The organism is Campylobacter sp. LR264d (assembly GCF_008633895.1).
GTDB lineage: Bacteria > Campylobacterota > Campylobacteria > Campylobacterales > Campylobacteraceae > Campylobacter_D.
The window spans coordinates 135,533-150,355 of the sequence record NZ_VJNT01000016.1 but is presented as its reverse complement, the minus strand read 5'-3'; the positions used below and the strand labels follow the sequence as shown (position 1 = coordinate 150,355).

General features: G+C 30.1%; 14 protein-coding genes and 2 pseudogenes. 6 read left to right on the top strand and 10 right to left on the bottom strand.

Annotated elements, in window-relative coordinates; genetic code table 11:
* Positions 1–50: 50 nt before the first annotated feature.
* From FMM56_RS08975 to FMM56_RS04455, 9 genes and pseudogenes are all read right to left on the bottom strand, one after another.
* Positions 51–479 carry an EcoRI family type II restriction endonuclease gene (locus tag FMM56_RS08975; protein ID WP_223811469.1) on the bottom strand — a complete coding sequence of 143 codons (429 nt, stop codon included), beginning with the start codon at positions 477–479 and terminating at the stop codon, positions 51–53.
* Positions 480–502: 23 nt separating this feature from the next.
* Entirely contained in the window at positions 503–682 is a 180-nt protein-coding gene (locus FMM56_RS08970; protein ID WP_223810445.1) for a hypothetical protein, read from the bottom strand.
* A 54-nt stretch (positions 683–736) separates the two neighbouring features.
* Positions 737–1,840 (bottom strand): peptide chain release factor 2, encoded by a 1,104-nt coding sequence (prfB, locus tag FMM56_RS04485; protein ID WP_150139859.1) that lies wholly within the window; start codon positions 1,838–1,840, stop codon positions 737–739.
* Positions 1,841–1,855: 15 nt separating this feature from the next.
* Positions 1,856–2,287 carry a hypothetical protein gene (locus FMM56_RS04480; RefSeq protein ID WP_150139860.1) on the bottom strand — a complete coding sequence of 144 codons (432 nt, stop codon included), beginning with the start codon at positions 2,285–2,287 and terminating at the stop codon, positions 1,856–1,858.
* Entirely contained in the window at positions 2,287–3,654 is a 1,368-nt protein-coding gene (locus FMM56_RS04475; RefSeq protein ID WP_150139861.1) for a cytochrome P450, read from the bottom strand. Before FMM56_RS04475 ends, FMM56_RS04480 begins: the two co-directional genes overlap by 1 nt.
* 4 nt (positions 3,655–3,658) lie before the next feature.
* Positions 3,659–4,792 carry a DUF829 domain-containing protein gene (locus tag FMM56_RS04470; protein WP_150207872.1) on the bottom strand — a complete coding sequence of 378 codons (1,134 nt, stop codon included), beginning with the start codon at positions 4,790–4,792 and terminating at the stop codon, positions 3,659–3,661.
* A 71-nt stretch (positions 4,793–4,863) separates the two neighbouring features.
* A complete protein-coding gene (locus tag FMM56_RS04465; protein WP_223811468.1) occupies positions 4,864–6,051 on the bottom strand; it encodes a capsule biosynthesis protein in 1,188 nt (395 codons plus the stop codon).
* Positions 6,052–6,063: 12 nt separating this feature from the next.
* Positions 6,064–7,146: pseudogene (locus FMM56_RS04460) on the bottom strand (capsular polysaccharide biosynthesis protein); the annotation flags it as partial.
* Positions 7,147–7,416: 270 nt separating this feature from the next.
* Positions 7,417–8,475: an HNH endonuclease gene (locus tag FMM56_RS04455; protein ID WP_223810443.1), complete on the bottom strand. Its 1,059-nt coding sequence runs from the start codon at positions 8,473–8,475 to the stop codon at positions 7,417–7,419.
* Positions 8,476–8,571: 96 nt separating this feature from the next.
* Between FMM56_RS04455 and FMM56_RS08965 the strand changes: the two are divergent.
* A pseudogene (locus tag FMM56_RS08965) lies at positions 8,572–9,597 on the top strand (DNA cytosine methyltransferase); the annotation flags it as partial.
* Positions 9,598–9,675: 78 nt separating this feature from the next.
* Positions 9,676–10,338 (top strand): DNA-methyltransferase, encoded by a 663-nt coding sequence (locus tag FMM56_RS08960; protein WP_223810160.1) that lies wholly within the window; start codon positions 9,676–9,678, stop codon positions 10,336–10,338.
* A gap of 178 nt (positions 10,339–10,516) precedes the next feature.
* Here FMM56_RS08960 and nadD read toward each other — a convergent pair whose 3' ends face one another.
* On the bottom strand, positions 10,517–11,062 hold the full coding sequence (gene nadD, locus FMM56_RS04445; protein WP_150139866.1) for a nicotinate (nicotinamide) nucleotide adenylyltransferase: 546 nt from the start codon (positions 11,060–11,062) through the stop codon (positions 10,517–10,519).
* A gap of 59 nt (positions 11,063–11,121) precedes the next feature.
* Between nadD and gap the strand changes: the two genes are divergently transcribed.
* Genes gap through FMM56_RS04425 form a run of 4 tightly spaced genes read left to right on the top strand, consistent with a single transcriptional unit; the run spans position 11,122 to position 14,823 of the window.
* On the top strand, positions 11,122–12,117 hold the full coding sequence (gap, locus tag FMM56_RS04440) for a type I glyceraldehyde-3-phosphate dehydrogenase (RefSeq protein WP_150139867.1): 996 nt from the start codon (positions 11,122–11,124) through the stop codon (positions 12,115–12,117).
* Between the two features lie 3 nt (positions 12,118–12,120).
* The gene (locus FMM56_RS04435; protein WP_150139868.1) at positions 12,121–13,326 is read left to right on the top strand and encodes a phosphoglycerate kinase; all 1,206 of its coding nucleotides are present in this window, start codon (positions 12,121–12,123) and stop codon (positions 13,324–13,326) included.
* The gene (locus tag FMM56_RS04430; protein WP_150180380.1) at positions 13,323–13,997 is read left to right on the top strand and encodes a triose-phosphate isomerase; all 675 of its coding nucleotides are present in this window, start codon (positions 13,323–13,325) and stop codon (positions 13,995–13,997) included. Before FMM56_RS04435 ends, FMM56_RS04430 begins: the two co-directional genes overlap by 4 nt.
* Positions 13,998–14,028: 31 nt before the next feature.
* The gene (locus FMM56_RS04425; protein ID WP_150180379.1) at positions 14,029–14,823 is read left to right on the top strand and encodes a DNA methyltransferase; all 795 of its coding nucleotides are present in this window, start codon (positions 14,029–14,031) and stop codon (positions 14,821–14,823) included.

The following is a 14,823-nucleotide window of genomic DNA, read 5'->3' as shown; positions in this document are numbered from 1 at the left end:
TATGTCAAACATCTCATCAACTTCCCATTTTTTCTCTCTAAAATACATACTCACAGGGAAAAATAGTTAAAATTACTATTTCCATCAGCCTTAAAAATATAGGTTTTATTGAGAAAATAAAATTCATTTAAAACATTAAGTTTTGTAAGAACACTCTTAACATTAGGACCAAAATCACACCCCCAGCCAAAACATACAAAAGGTGTTATTTTTTCGTGATTTAACATAGCCTTTATGCCTGTTAAATTTTTCCCAAGTCTTTCTATGGCATTGCCCGTTGCTTGTTTCTTTTTGCCCTCTTTTTGTCTTTCATCATTTGTTCCTTGTCTCTTTGCCTCGGTGATTAATAAAACTTTTTTAAAATTTTCATCATCTTGTTTGCGTAAAAATAAAATTCCACCATCTGGCTTAATAGAATGTTGTGAAAAATTTGTATCAAATTGTACTCTAATTTGTGAATTTTTAATTGTTTCTATCATAAAAGAAATATCAAGCTTATCTGCTATTTCAAAATAATAGCCACCCTCGTTAAAGTTGGCAACCCCCCCCCATTTTTAAATCTTTCTTCTAAATAAAGTTTTGTTTTAGTAATAGCTTCTTTGATATTCAAATCATCTTCTTTTGACCTTAAATTCTTAGCCTTGTGTTGATTTGTGTTAATTCTTAAATTGTGTCTTGGCATTTAAAAAACCCTTTGTGATTTTAAAGCAAAATTATAACAAAGATTTTTAATTTTTTAATCTTTTTTAGCCTTTTGGCTAATCAAAACCCCTTCAATTATCTTTTTAATATCCCCATCCAAAATAGCATCGGTATTACTAAAGGTCTCATTTGAACGCAAATCCTTTACTTGCTGATAAGGAAAAAGCACATATGAGCGAATTTGATGACCCCAGCCTATCTCACTTTTTTCTATATCTTGCTTTTGTGCTACTTGTTTTAGTCTTTCTAACTCATAAAGGCGAGATTGTAGCATTTTATAGGCTGTTGCCTTATTTTTATGCTGACTTCTATCATTTTGACATTGTACCACTATGCCAGTTGGAATATGAGTGAGGCGAACGGCTGATTCTGTTTTATTTATGTGCTGACCACCTGCCCCACTTGCCCTATAATAATCCTCTCTTACCTCATTTTCATTAATCTCAATAATTATATCATCATCAATCTCAGGGCTCACCTCAACACTTGCAAAGCTAGTATGGCGACGCCCTGCACTATCAAAGGGACTTGTCCTAACAAGGCGGTGAATTCCATTTTCAGCCTTTAAATAACCATAGGCATTAGCACCCTTAACTAAAAAGCTAACATCCTTTAGCCCGGCCTCATCTCCTTCTTGAAAGTCCAAGGTCTCTACCTTAAAACCCTGCCTTTCACAAAATCTTAAATACATTCTATAAAGCATACTAGCCCAATCATTACTCTCTGTCCCACCAGCACCAGGGTGTATAGAAACAATAGCATTCTTACTATCCATTTCATCGCTTAAAAGCATGGTAAGTTCTAAATTTGTAATATGTTCTTTTAAAAGTGGGGCTTCTTCAAATAAAGAATTTAAAGTTTCAATATCTTCTTCATTATTTGCCATTTCAAAAAGCTCATCTGTATCATTTAAGGCATTGAACGCCTTTTCATAAGCACTTAATAAATTTGAAATTTTAGTCTTTTCCTTGCCTAAAATTCCAGCCCTTTTAATATCTTGCCAAAATGAGGGTTCATTTTCTAAATTTTCAATCTCACTTAATCTTTCTTTTAACAAATCAGGCTTTATAATCAAGGCTATATTGCTAAGTTTATTTTTTAAATCCTTTAAAAGTTCGCTAAATTCATAATTATCCATTAAAATTTTCCTTTACTAAGGCTTTTTATAAATAGTTTGTCTATCAAGTTTTCTAGAAAGTACAAAGTCAACTACGGGCTGTTCTCTTTTATTTGCCCTTTTACAATGGTCTTTTTGAAAAAAATCAGTAATTTTTATAACAAATCTTGCCCATCTTTTATTTTTTCTTTCTCGCCAAGCATGAGATGAAACACTTTCCCAGGCATAGCCATTAAATAAACTAGCGTTTACGAAGTGGTCAAGTGCTCTAACTCCTTGCCTTGCACGTTTTGTATTAAAAAAGGTACCAACTATAACTATAAGCAAATAGCCTAAAATTGCTAAGGGTACTATAGAACAAAGCAAAAGGGTACCTGCTAGCTTCTCAAGCAAACTTAGCTTTATGCTTTCTTTATTTTGCAAGGTTGAACGAAGTCTAGCCCTAATGCGTACCCTTTTTCTTATCATTATCTTCTTTTTGTAAATTTAATATTCATTCCATTTGCCGAACGCACAGTTAATCTACCTACCACATCTGGTGTAAAGCCATCTTGAAGTTCTAATTTATATACCTTTAAAATATTTGAAAGTATTAAAATAGCTTCTTGCATGGCAAAACCGTAGCCTATACACACCCTTTCACCCTTACCAAAAGGCAAGTACGCATCTTTTTTATATTCTTCATCAAAACGACTAGGTTTAAACTCATGGGGGTCTTTCCAAAACATTTCATGTCTATGAATTAACCAAGGGGCTACAACAACACCTGAACCCTTTGCTATTTCTTTATCTCTAATCTTAGTATCAACCTTAGCCTCCCTTGCAAAAAAGCCAACTGGTGGATACAATCTTAAAGCCTCTTTAAAGACATTTGTTAAATGGTGCATTTGTGGCAAATGAGTAATCTCAACATTTTTTCCACCTGTTGCTCTCATAACCTCTTCATAAGCCTTTTCTTGTTCATTTTCAAACATACTTAAACAATACAAGGTCCAAGTTAACGAACTAGCAGTAGTTTCATGCCCTGCTAAAAATAGCATAGCAACTTGGTCTAAAATTTCTTCAAAAGAAAATCTTTCATTAGTATTTGCATCAACTACGCGAAGTAAAGATTCTAGTATATCTTCATTTTTTGGTGGCTCGTTTAAATTTACACTTTCATAGCGAGGTCTTATAATCTCTTTTAAATTCTTTCTTATAATCTCACCAGCCTTTAATCTCTTAGAATCACCAAGTATATGAGAAAGCCACCTTGGAAAATGAAACATTCTACGCATTGCAGAATGAACACTTTGTTCTTGAAAAATCACAAAGGCATCAAGAATTTCTTTGCCCTTTTCCTCATCAAGCTTTGCCGACATAATAGTCCTAAAAATCACATCAGCAGTTACAAAGGTCATCATTTCATCTACTTCTATTATAGATTTATCTTCGTATTTATCAAATCTTTGCATTAAATCTTTAACAGCTTCTGACATTAGATTAAAAACCTTACTAATCCTAGTCATTTCAAAAGAAGGTCTTAAAAGCTCCCTTTGTCTTCTCCATACCTCGCCATTTGTAGTAAAAATACTCTCACCAAGTAAGGGGCTTAAAAGTTTATGTAAAAATTCACTCTTTGGAAAAATTTTTACCTCATCAATCATTATACGTTTAACCTCTCTTGTATCATTTACTACATAAAGATTAAAATTTGGCATTTTAACATAACCTGATTGCATTTTATAACTTTTTTCATAAAGCCCATCAAGCCAAGAACGACGTTTTAACAAAAAAGTAAGCATGGTTGAAGCCTTGTTTGCGTAAGGCTTTGGATAAAATGGACACTTGCTCATTTTCCTACTCCTTTATAATTTTTCTTTCTAACAAGTTTTCACCTAAGATAAAATCAAAAAAATCATAACTGCCACTTTTAATTTTTATATCATAAAGATATAAAAAATGTGCCTTATATTTATCTTTTTTTATCTTTGCATATTCATCTTTTTCATAAAGGGTATGAAATCTTGCTGAAAGAAATTTTGGCTTAAATTCTGTCTTAACATCGCTTGTACCAACAAAATCAATGCTTGGGAAACAGGCACCATCAATTATGGAAGTATAATCATACCATTTTAAATTAAAGGTAAAAATAAATTCTAACTTTTCTTTGAAATTTTTTGCTTTTTGTTGATAAGAAAGTAAGGGTATACATTCTCCAAGTGTAATAATTTTAAGCTTATCGGTATTTAAATTTGCTACTTTGCAAAGCTTTAAAAGTTTGTATAAAACCTCTATACAGCAAATGGTCCCAACGCTATGGGCTATTAAAATAAGCTCATAATTTTCATCATCTTTGTGTTTATTTAAGGCATTAAACAAGGTCTGTGAAAAAGCCTTGATTATCTCATCCAAAGCACCTTTTTTTCTATCCTGCCACAGGGCACAAAAAACAATTAATCTAAGTAGCCAGTAAACTGCTAATTTTTTTCCAAGGTAACTTGTTAACTTATACATTAAAAAAACTATGATTAGAGCACTTATTAGTGCTAGTGAAAAATGGATATAAATTTTTAAAATAAAAAAAGTAAAAACTCCACAAAAACATATTAAAAATAAAGATAAAATCATAAAAATAGGAGGATAAAAGCCTGTTATTAATTGATAAGGTGAGTGTTTGCCAAATTTTAAAAAAAGCCCCGTGATAAAATAAATTCTAAAAAAGATAAAAACGTCAATTAAAGCACTTTTAAAATTATTATTCCAGTATTTTTTAACTATATCATTCCACAATAAAAAAGAATATTTTGTTTTAAAATTTTCTCCATTAAATTCGCAAAAATGGATTTTTTCATTCATATTAAGCTTTGATAAGTCAGCCTTTATATTGAAATTTTTAGCATAAGCATTAAAGCCATTTTTAAGTAAGGAGTAATAATATCTTTGTCCCTTTGGGTCATATCCTGGTATATAAAAAACATCTCTTACAAGCACAATTTTTCCTTTTTAATAATGACGTTAATTCTAAATTAAAAAAGTTAATATTACAAAAGGGAAAAAATATCTTATTTAATCAAAAAGGAATTTTTATAAAAATTGCCATTTGCTTGATTTGTTTGAAGTAGGTATTTTTTAAAATTTGAAGTAAGTTTGTGAGAAGGTTTATAAGAATGTGCATCTTTCCAAAAGTATTGAAGTTTTTTAGGATAGGCTAGACCGTCAAATTTATAAAGGGCCTCTCCAACTACCTTAGTAGGACAGCCTTCTAAGATAGCAGTTAGTCCAACGGTTGAATTTATAGTAATGCAACCAAGGGCATTTTTTATTAAGGTAGGTAAATAGCTATCATGTACATATAAAATTCGCCCTTCTACATGATATTTTTCACTAAGTTCGTTTATGAGTTTTGAGTAGTTTTTATAACCTCTGTCCATAGGATGATGCTTAAAAACTAGATAAGATTTTGCCCTTGCATGATTTGCAAAAGAAAGTATGGTTTCTTCTATAAACATTTCTATATTTTTTTTATAATGAAAGAAAATTTGAGTGTCGTTATGTACTTGTAAAATAGCTAAAAAATACTTCTTTTTAAGGGCGTAAAGTCTTTGATTAAGCTTTTTTTCACTAAATTTATATTTATTTTTTAAAAACAAAGATTTAAGCCAAATAAACATTTCAAGGGGGTTTAGGCTTCTGTGATGAAGTTTGTTATTAAAAAATGGGGCTAGTAAAAAGCTAAATAACCAATACAAAAAGGCATAAAATGCCATAAATTTAAAGCCTCCAGGCAGGTCTCTTACCTCGTAAAAAACATTATGAAAATTTAAGGATAAATAAAAATCTTGATTTCTAGGAATAGTAGAATTTGCATTAACCCCATCACTTTCAAAGCTTATACAATAAGGTCTTAAATAACCTTCTTCAAAAATCCAAACGGCTATGTTTAACTCTTTTGCTACCCTTATTGCCTCGCTGTGTACCACGCGACAATCATTATACATAATAATAGCATCTGCTTGTTTTTTAGCAAAAAAGTTAAGATAAAAATCGTATAAATTTTCTTTTTTACCCCTATAAATTTGCCCACAAGGATAAAAGAAAAAATCCCCTCCATTAAAGTTAATCTTACTTATCTTAGTATTATTTTTTTTCATATATCTTGCAAGTCTTGCAAAAAAGGTCCCTATAGGTCCTTGAAGTAAGATAACATTTTTATCTTTAAATTCATCCTTTAATTTTTCTTTTAAATTCAAAAAAATACCCCATCAATTTACTATCTTTTCAAAAATTCGCCTAAGCTTTCTAAGTGAGTGATTGCGTAAATTTGTACGCATATTAACCCAGCTTTTAAAAAAATAATCCTCTTGCATTTTTAATATTATATCCAAAGCAACTTCAATTTCACATAAAGTTTTAGTTTTTGCATTAATATACCTTGGATATAAAATCAAAGCCCCTGCCACTAGTTCTTCAAGACTTAATTTTCTTTTTCTTCTCTCACACCATCTCTTATCCTCACTTAAACCCCAATTTGCATAAAAGGGAAGTCCATAAACTACTACTTTTTTATCCCTTAATAAGGCATCAAAACCAGCCGTTGAAGTAATAGTATGAATTTCATCACTTATATTAATAGCGCTATCAATACTAACATTTTTTAAAATTTCATCACAATAGGCTAAAATAATCTTTTCATCTTTCAAACCCTTTCTATTACCACTTAAAACGTCCGGGTGAATTTTAAAGATAATATAAGCATCCTTATTTTCTTCTCTAACCTGCTTTATAAAATTTTCACTGCTAAGATTAAAGCCCCCAAGTATCATAGATAAATCATCTTCAACCTGGGCTGGAATTAAGATTATTTTTTGATTAGGTCTTGCTTTTATACTTAAACTTTCATGTTTTAAGCCATTATATTTTGAAAATTTATGCTGCTTTAACCACTCAATGAGCTTTTTTGCTCTATTAAGCAAATTTTCATCAAAATCATAAAAATTTAAAATATGTTCAAGTTTGCTTTCTTCATGTGGATTAACATAGGCACCTAAATCATCCACTATCAAAGAAAGAGGACAGGTTAAATCAGAACCAAGCGAAACAGAGCGAATAAAGCCGTCTTCTACAAAAGAAATTTTAGGCAAAATCTCATCTTTAATACGAATTTTTAGCTTTTTTATTAAGCTTTCTTTGCTGATTTTATTACCCCATAAAAAAAACTCATCATCTATATAAATATTGAATTTATCAAGTCTTTCAACAGAATTTAAAAAGATAAATTTAGCATTTTTTTCCCTAAAAAAAGGCTTTATAAAATTTCTTTTCCATAAACTAAAACCTAAGAAAAAAAAATGTTTTTTGCGTTTAGCTAGGTGCATTTTAAGCCTTTAATATGATTAAAACAGAGATTATAACAAGTTGAAAATTTAACTTTGCTAAACTATTTTAAATTTTCATATACCCTTTGTATTAAAAAATCCTTATCTTTACTTTCAAATATCATACTAGCAAATTCATAGTTTAAACTATTTGTATCTAAGATATTTTTGATTAATTCTTTTTGATAATCCTCACTAGCCTTTCCTACGCTTAATGCCCTATGACAAATTGGGCGTAATTTAGTTAAAATTTTCTAGTACGTCAAGTTCTTTATTTTTGCCCACTGAAACAAAATGGTGAATTTCAGTGTAGTACCTGTCTTTTCTAGTCAAAAAACTCCTATCGACGATATTATATTTATGCTTACAAGCTGCACACTCATCAGGTGTTTGAAATTTTATAATATTGATAATATTTGAATTTCTTTTAAATATTTGACTTTCATCATCATCAAAATTTAATTCTTTGCGTAATTTACTTACTTCAAACTGCGTTAAATCATTACTTAAAATTCTAGTACTATAAAAATCTATTCTTTTGTTAAAACTATTTTTATTAATACTAGGACTTTGACAATTAAACATAAATATATTTTCAACTTGAAAATAACTAATATTTAACGCGTTTTTTACTATGTTTGCCTTATATTTATTAATAAATCCATTAATAAATCCAATTTGTGATAAATACCAATGCAAATTTATTCTAAGCTGAGTATTTCTTTTTCTAACACCACTTAAATACTGCTTTTGCAAATATCTAAAATTTATGTTAAATAAATTAATAGACATTCCAAAATTATCTAAAAATAAACTTATTCTTTTTAGCTCGTTAATATTGTTAAAATAATAATCATGGGTAAAATAATCATGATTTATATCTACACTGCCACGAAGTTCAAAAAATGCCCTTATGAATTTCTTTCTAGCCTTTATAGCTTCATGATTACTAACAAAATCGCTTAATAAAATTTTAGTATAAATTCTTGCAAAAAATTGTTCTTGCGTTAATTTTAAATCATTGTATAAAACAAAAACAAAGTCTGCATGTTTTATTTTTTTATCTTTATTAAGTTGCCACATAGGAATTTCACTATGTAAATTTAATTGATTTAAATATTCTATTTTACTATTTTCATATATGATTTTATCTCCATTTTGTACAAATTTAGAAAGGCGATAAGTTGAGAGTGTGTATATTAAATCATTGCTAAATTTATATCTGCTAAAAAATACCCCTAATAAAAATGGAAGTTCTTCTTTTAAGTTTAAAAAATCTGAAAGCTTTAAATACTGCATTTTTAAACCTTTTATTTTAAAATACGAACATTTTATTAAAAACAAAGAAAAAAACAATAAAATTGAGGGATAAAAAAATAGTCCCTCGGAGTTATAATGTATAAAATACTTGACCTTTTTTGTGGAGCTGGTGGATTTTCACATGGCTTAGAACAAAATGCAAATTTTAAAACCTTAATAGGACTTGATTTTGAACAAGCTGCCATTGATACTTTTAACTTAAATTTCAAAGATGCAAAGGGAATTTGTGGAGATATAACAGATAAAAAAGTAAAAAATAAAATAGTAAATTTAGCAAAAAAATTAAAAATAAATATGATAATAGGAGGGCCTCCTTGTCAAGGTTTTAGCTTAAAAGGTAAGAATTTGGGCTTAAAGGATGAGAGAAATTTTTTATTTTTAGAATACTTAGAACTTGTTAAAAAAATAGAACCCGAACTTTTCATAATAGAAAATGTTAAAAATTTATATAACGCAGTTAATGGCTATTTTAGGGATGAGATTATAAAAATCATAAAAAATATGGGTTATAATATAAATTGTAAAATTTTAAATGCAAAATACTTTGGTGTGCCACAAAATAGAGAAAGGGTATTTTTTATAGCACATAAGGACTTATTTTTAGATTTTCCAAAAGAAAGTGATTGTTTAGTAAATGTTAGGGATGCTATAAGCGATTTAAGTTATTTAAATAGTGGCGAAGGACAAATTCAATCAAAATATAAAAATAAGCCACAAAGTGCGTATCAAGAAAAAATGAGAGCTGATTATTTACAATACCACATAGCCTCCAAGCATTCTAAAATCGCTATAGCTAAGTTAAAAATGATACCACCTGAATGTGGAAAAGAACATTTACCCCCAAATTTACATGGAAAACAAAAATTTTCAACTACTTGGGGGAGATTGATTTGGGAAGAAGTAAGCCCAACCATAGATACTAGATTTGATACCCCAAGCAATGGCAAAAACTCACACCCTATTTTACACAGGGCTATAACGCCAAGAGAGGCTGCAAGATTACAAAGCTTTCATGATAGTTTTTTATTTAATGGTACGAAAACTCAAGTTTGTAAGCAAATAGGAAACGCAGTCCCTCCACTTCTTGCTAAGACTATTGCTGATAGCATCATAAGTCAAATAAATCAAGAAAATTATATTTGTAATAAATATAGCGTTTATAATGGCGATGCCTATGTAATGATTGAAAATTTCATAAAACAAGGTATAAGGGTAAATCACATAATAACTGACCCTCCATATAATATTTCTAAAAAAAATAATTTTTCAACAATGAATAGTGCAAAAAGGCAAGGTATTGATTTTGGGACATGGGATAAGGATTTTAATCTTACAGAATGGATACAAAGCTATTCTAAAATTTTAGATAAAAATGGGTCTTTTATAATATTTTGTTCGTATAGATTTTTAAGTGAAATTTGTGAAGTTTTAGAAAATAGTAATTGCGAAATAAAAGATATATTAATATGGCAAAAAAGTAATCCCATGCCAAGAAATGTTAATAGAAGATATGTACAAGACATGGAATTTGCAGTATGGGCAATAAAACAAAAGGCAAAATGGGTATTTAATAAGCCTAAAAATAAACCTTATTTAAGGTCACTTTTTAAGGCTCCAATAGTAAGTGGGGCAGAAAAAACAACGCACCCAACTCAAAAAAGCTTAAAAATCATGCAAGAACTTATAGCTATTCATACAAATGAAAATGATTTAATACTTGATCCATTTATGGGAAGTGGTAGCACAGGCGTAGCAGCCTTAAAGGAAAAAAGAAAATTTATAGGCGTAGAATTAGAAGAAAAGTATTATAAACTTGCCTTAGAAAGATTAAAAGCAATTTAATAAATTTATTGCAAAAAATCAAAAATTAACTTGTTTTTTTATTTTGATAAAATTATCATGTTTACTCGTGTTAGACGAGAAATCAAGGTTTTTACCCTAAACTATTATGGCACCCCGTGTTCGGAATTTGCGTGGTGATTTTTACTACCCAAACTTCATAAATTTCACAAAAATAATTTCAACCCTTTTGCAAGTTTTTATAATACCTTTTTACATCTTCTTTAATATCAGCACAAACTTCCTTAGTATCAAGGGTTTTTCTTATAAAAGATGAAGAAATATTTATATGAGTATCTAGTTTTCGAAATTTCTTTGGGATACTTATATTATCGCGATTTGCAATCACAAATTCAACCATTAAAGCAAGTTTTTCAAAATCATGCCATTTATGTAAATTTTCTAAATGGTCAGCCCCTATTATTAGATAAAATTTTTTAGGTCTAAAAAGCTCTTGCAAGTACAAAACACTTTCTATACTAGGTACAGGCCTTTTTTGTTTAATCTCATAATCTAAAATTTCAACCCTTTCTAAATCACCCCAAAGCTTTTTTATCCATTTTAATCTTTGCATTTCATCGGCAAAAAAACCTTTTTTAAATGGATTGATAAAGGTTGGCATAATAATTAATTTATCAATATCCAAACTGCTTAAAGTCTCTTTTATAACGCTACTATGACCATTATGTGGTGGGTCAAAACTTCCACCAAAAAGTGCAATCTTCATAAAAATTTTAACCTTTTTTTTGTAAAATATTAGCATTTTATTTTGCAAAAGGAAATTAAATGGCGGTAAAAATTGCTATAAATGGTTTTGGACGCATAGGACGTTGTGTTGCAAGGATTATCCTTCAAAGAGATGATTTAGAACTTGTTGCGATTAATGATACTACTGATATCGAGCTTACAAAATATCTTTTTAAATATGATAGTGTGCATGGCGAATTTAATGGTTCTGTGGTAAATAAGGGCGATGATTTAGTTATCAATGATAAATTAATAAAAGTCTTTAAAAGCCGTGATATTAAAGACCTTGACTTTGCCAAATTTGGAGCTGATATAGTGTTAGAATGCACAGGAGCACATTTAACTAAGGAAAAATGCCAAGGCTTTATTGATAAGGGCATTAAAAAGGTAATTATGAGTGCACCAGCAAAGGATGATACCCCAACCTATGTTTTAGGCGTAAATTCTAATCTTTACAAGGGCGAAAATATTATTTCAAATGCAAGTTGTACTACAAATTGTCTAGGGCCTGTGTGTAGAGTTTTGCAAGATAATTTTGGCATTGAAAAGGGCTTAATGACTACAATTCATGCTTATACAAATGGACAAAGTATAATCGATGCTAAGGCTAGGGATAAAAGAAGAAGTAGAGCTGCTGCACAAAACATAATACCTACTTCAACGGGAGCTGCTAAGGCTATGAAACTTGTTATGCCAGAACTTAATGGCAAACTTCACGGACAAAGTATGCGTGTACCTGTTATAGATGTATCAAGTGTAGATTTAACCGCAGTTTTAAGCAAAAAAGTAAGTAAGAATGAGATAAACGATGCTTTTAGAAAGGCTGCTTCTTCAAATCTTAAAGGCATATTGTTAGTAGATGATGATGAAAGGGTATCAAGTGATTTTATAACTTGTTCTTATGGGGCCATTGTGGCAAGTGATTTAACTCAGGTTATAAGTGATGATTTAATAAAGGTTATTGCTTGGTATGATAATGAATGGGGTTATTCTACAAGGCTTGTAGATATGGCTAAATTTATATATGAGGGATAAAAAATGAATGATAAGATTATTTCTATTAAGGATTTGGATTTAAGCAATAAAAAAGTCTTTATAAGGTGTGATTTTAATGTGCCTCAGGATGAATTTTTAAATATCACCGATGATAGAAGAATTCGCTCAGTAATCCCTACTTTAAGGTATTGTTTAGATAATAATTGTAGCGTGATTTTAGCCTCTCATTTGGGAAGACCTAAAGAAATTAACTCAAAATACTCCTTAGAACCTGTGGCAAAAAGGCTTTCTCGCTTACTTAATAAAGAAGTATTAATGGCAAAGGATGTTATAGGGCAGGACGCTAAAAATAAAGCTAATAATTTAAAGCCAACTGAAATTTTATTGCTTGAAAATTTACGTTTTGAAAAGGGTGAAACAAAAAACGATGAACATTTAGCAAAAGAACTTGCATCAATGGTTGATGTTTATATAAATGATGCCTTTGGCGTTTGCCATAGGGGGCATGCTAGTGTAGAGGCAATTACTCATTTTTTTGACATAGAACATAGGGCTGCTGGATTTTTGCTTTTAAAGGAGATTGAATTTTCACATAATCTTATAAAACACCCTGCACGCCCTTTTGTAGCAGTAGTTGGAGGCTCAAAGGTAAGTGGTAAATTACAAGCCCTAACAAATTTAATATCTAAGGTTGATAAATTAATAATAGGTGGAGGCATGGCCTTTACCTTTTTAAAGGCTAAGGGCGTTGATATAGGAAATTCGCTTTTAGAAGAAGATTTAATAGAAGAGGCAAAAAATATCCTAACAAGAGGTAAAGAACTAGGCGTAAAAATTTATTTACCAGTTGATGTTGGCGTCGCCCTTTCTTGTACCCAGGATGCCATTATGAAATATGTGCCTATACAAGAAATTCCAAGTGGTTGGATGGGGCTTGATATAGGTCCTGCTAGTGTGAGATTGTTTAAAGAAGCCTTTGCTGATGCACAAACTATTTGGTGGAATGGACCTATGGGCGTTTTTGAACTTGATAAATTCTCAAAAGGCAGTATTAAAATGAGCCATTATATAAGCGAAACTTACGCAACTACCGTTGTTGGAGGTGGGGATACGGCTGATGTAGTGGCAAGAAGTGGGGATACTGATGAGTTTACCTTTATATCCACAGGTGGTGGGGCTTCTTTAGAATTAATCGAGGGTAAGGAACTTCCAGGTGTTAAGCCATTAAGAATCAAGGTTGATGAATGATTTTTGCTGCGAATTTAAAATGCAATCACACAAGAACTTCTTTTGAATTATACGCTAAGGCTTTAAATAAGGTCTTAAAAGAAAAAAACGATGAAATTTTTGTTTTTCCTCCAAACATAGCCTTTTATCAAGGTGGGTTAAATTTCACGCAAGGGACTCAAAATTTTTACCCTTGCATAAATGGGGCATTTACAGGAGAAATTGGCAAAGAACAGCTTGATGAATTTGGCATAAATTGTGTTTTAATAGGGCATAGTGAAAGAAGAGTCTTTGAAAATGATGATTTTATAAAAACTAAATTTGACTTTGCCACAAAGCATAATTTTAAAATCATATTTTGCATAGGTGAAAATTTAGCTTGTAAGAATCAAAACAAAACAAAGGACTTTTTAAATTTGCAACTTTCAAATATAAATTTAAATTATGAAAAACTTATAATAGCTTATGAACCTATCTATTCTATAGGTACAGGTGTAAGTGCTGATATAAAGGATATTGAAGTAGTTTTAGAATTTGTAAATTCAAAGACAAAGGCACCCATTTTATATGGTGGAAGTGTAAATGAAAAAAATATCAAAGAAATTTTAAATATAAAGCATTGTAGTGGAGTTTTAATAGGCAGTGCAGCTTTAAAGGTGGAAAATTTTATAAAAATTTGTGGTCTGAATTGATAAAATTTTATAAAAATTAGTAAAAATTTAAATGAAATATAATGATTTAAATTTAACGGAATGGAAAAATTTGGATATTAATACAGATTCTTTATGGATTATTCAACATAGAGATAAAAGTGGAAAACATAAAAATAATTATCATGGCAATTTCATACCACAGATTCCAAGCCAGCTAATCACTCGTTACACGAAAAAAGATGAAATTGTCCTTGATGTATTTTTGGGCAGTGGGACCACGCTAATTGAGTGTGAAAAACTTAAAAGAAAGTGCATAGGGCTTGACATAAATGAAAATGTCCTAAATGTCGCTTCGCAAAATTTTGGCAATATTGATTTGAATCGTTATTATTTGGGACTTTGTGATAATACAAATTTAAAACAAATGCAAAATCATCTTGGTATCGCCTTGCCTAATCTGTGCAACAAAAGTGTGCAATTTATAATTTTTCACCCACCATATATGGATATAATCAAGTTTGGTGATAAAAAAGAAGATTTAAGCAATATTTCAAACCTAAATGAGTTTTTGGATAAATTTTTATTAAGCTTGCAAAATGCGCTACATTTTTTGGATAAAAATCGTTATTTTGCTTTGGTTATCGGCGATGTGTATAAGGAAAGCGAAGTAAAGCCATTGGCATTTGAATGTATGAATCTTGTTAAGAAAAATTTTAGGGTGAAGCTTAAGGGAATTATCATCAAAAATATCGAAGGAAATCGTGGCAAACTAGGCACAAATGCAATATGGCGATATAGGGCATTAAAAAGTGATTATTATATTTTTAAGCACGAATATATTTTTGTTTTTAAAAAGGAATTTTGA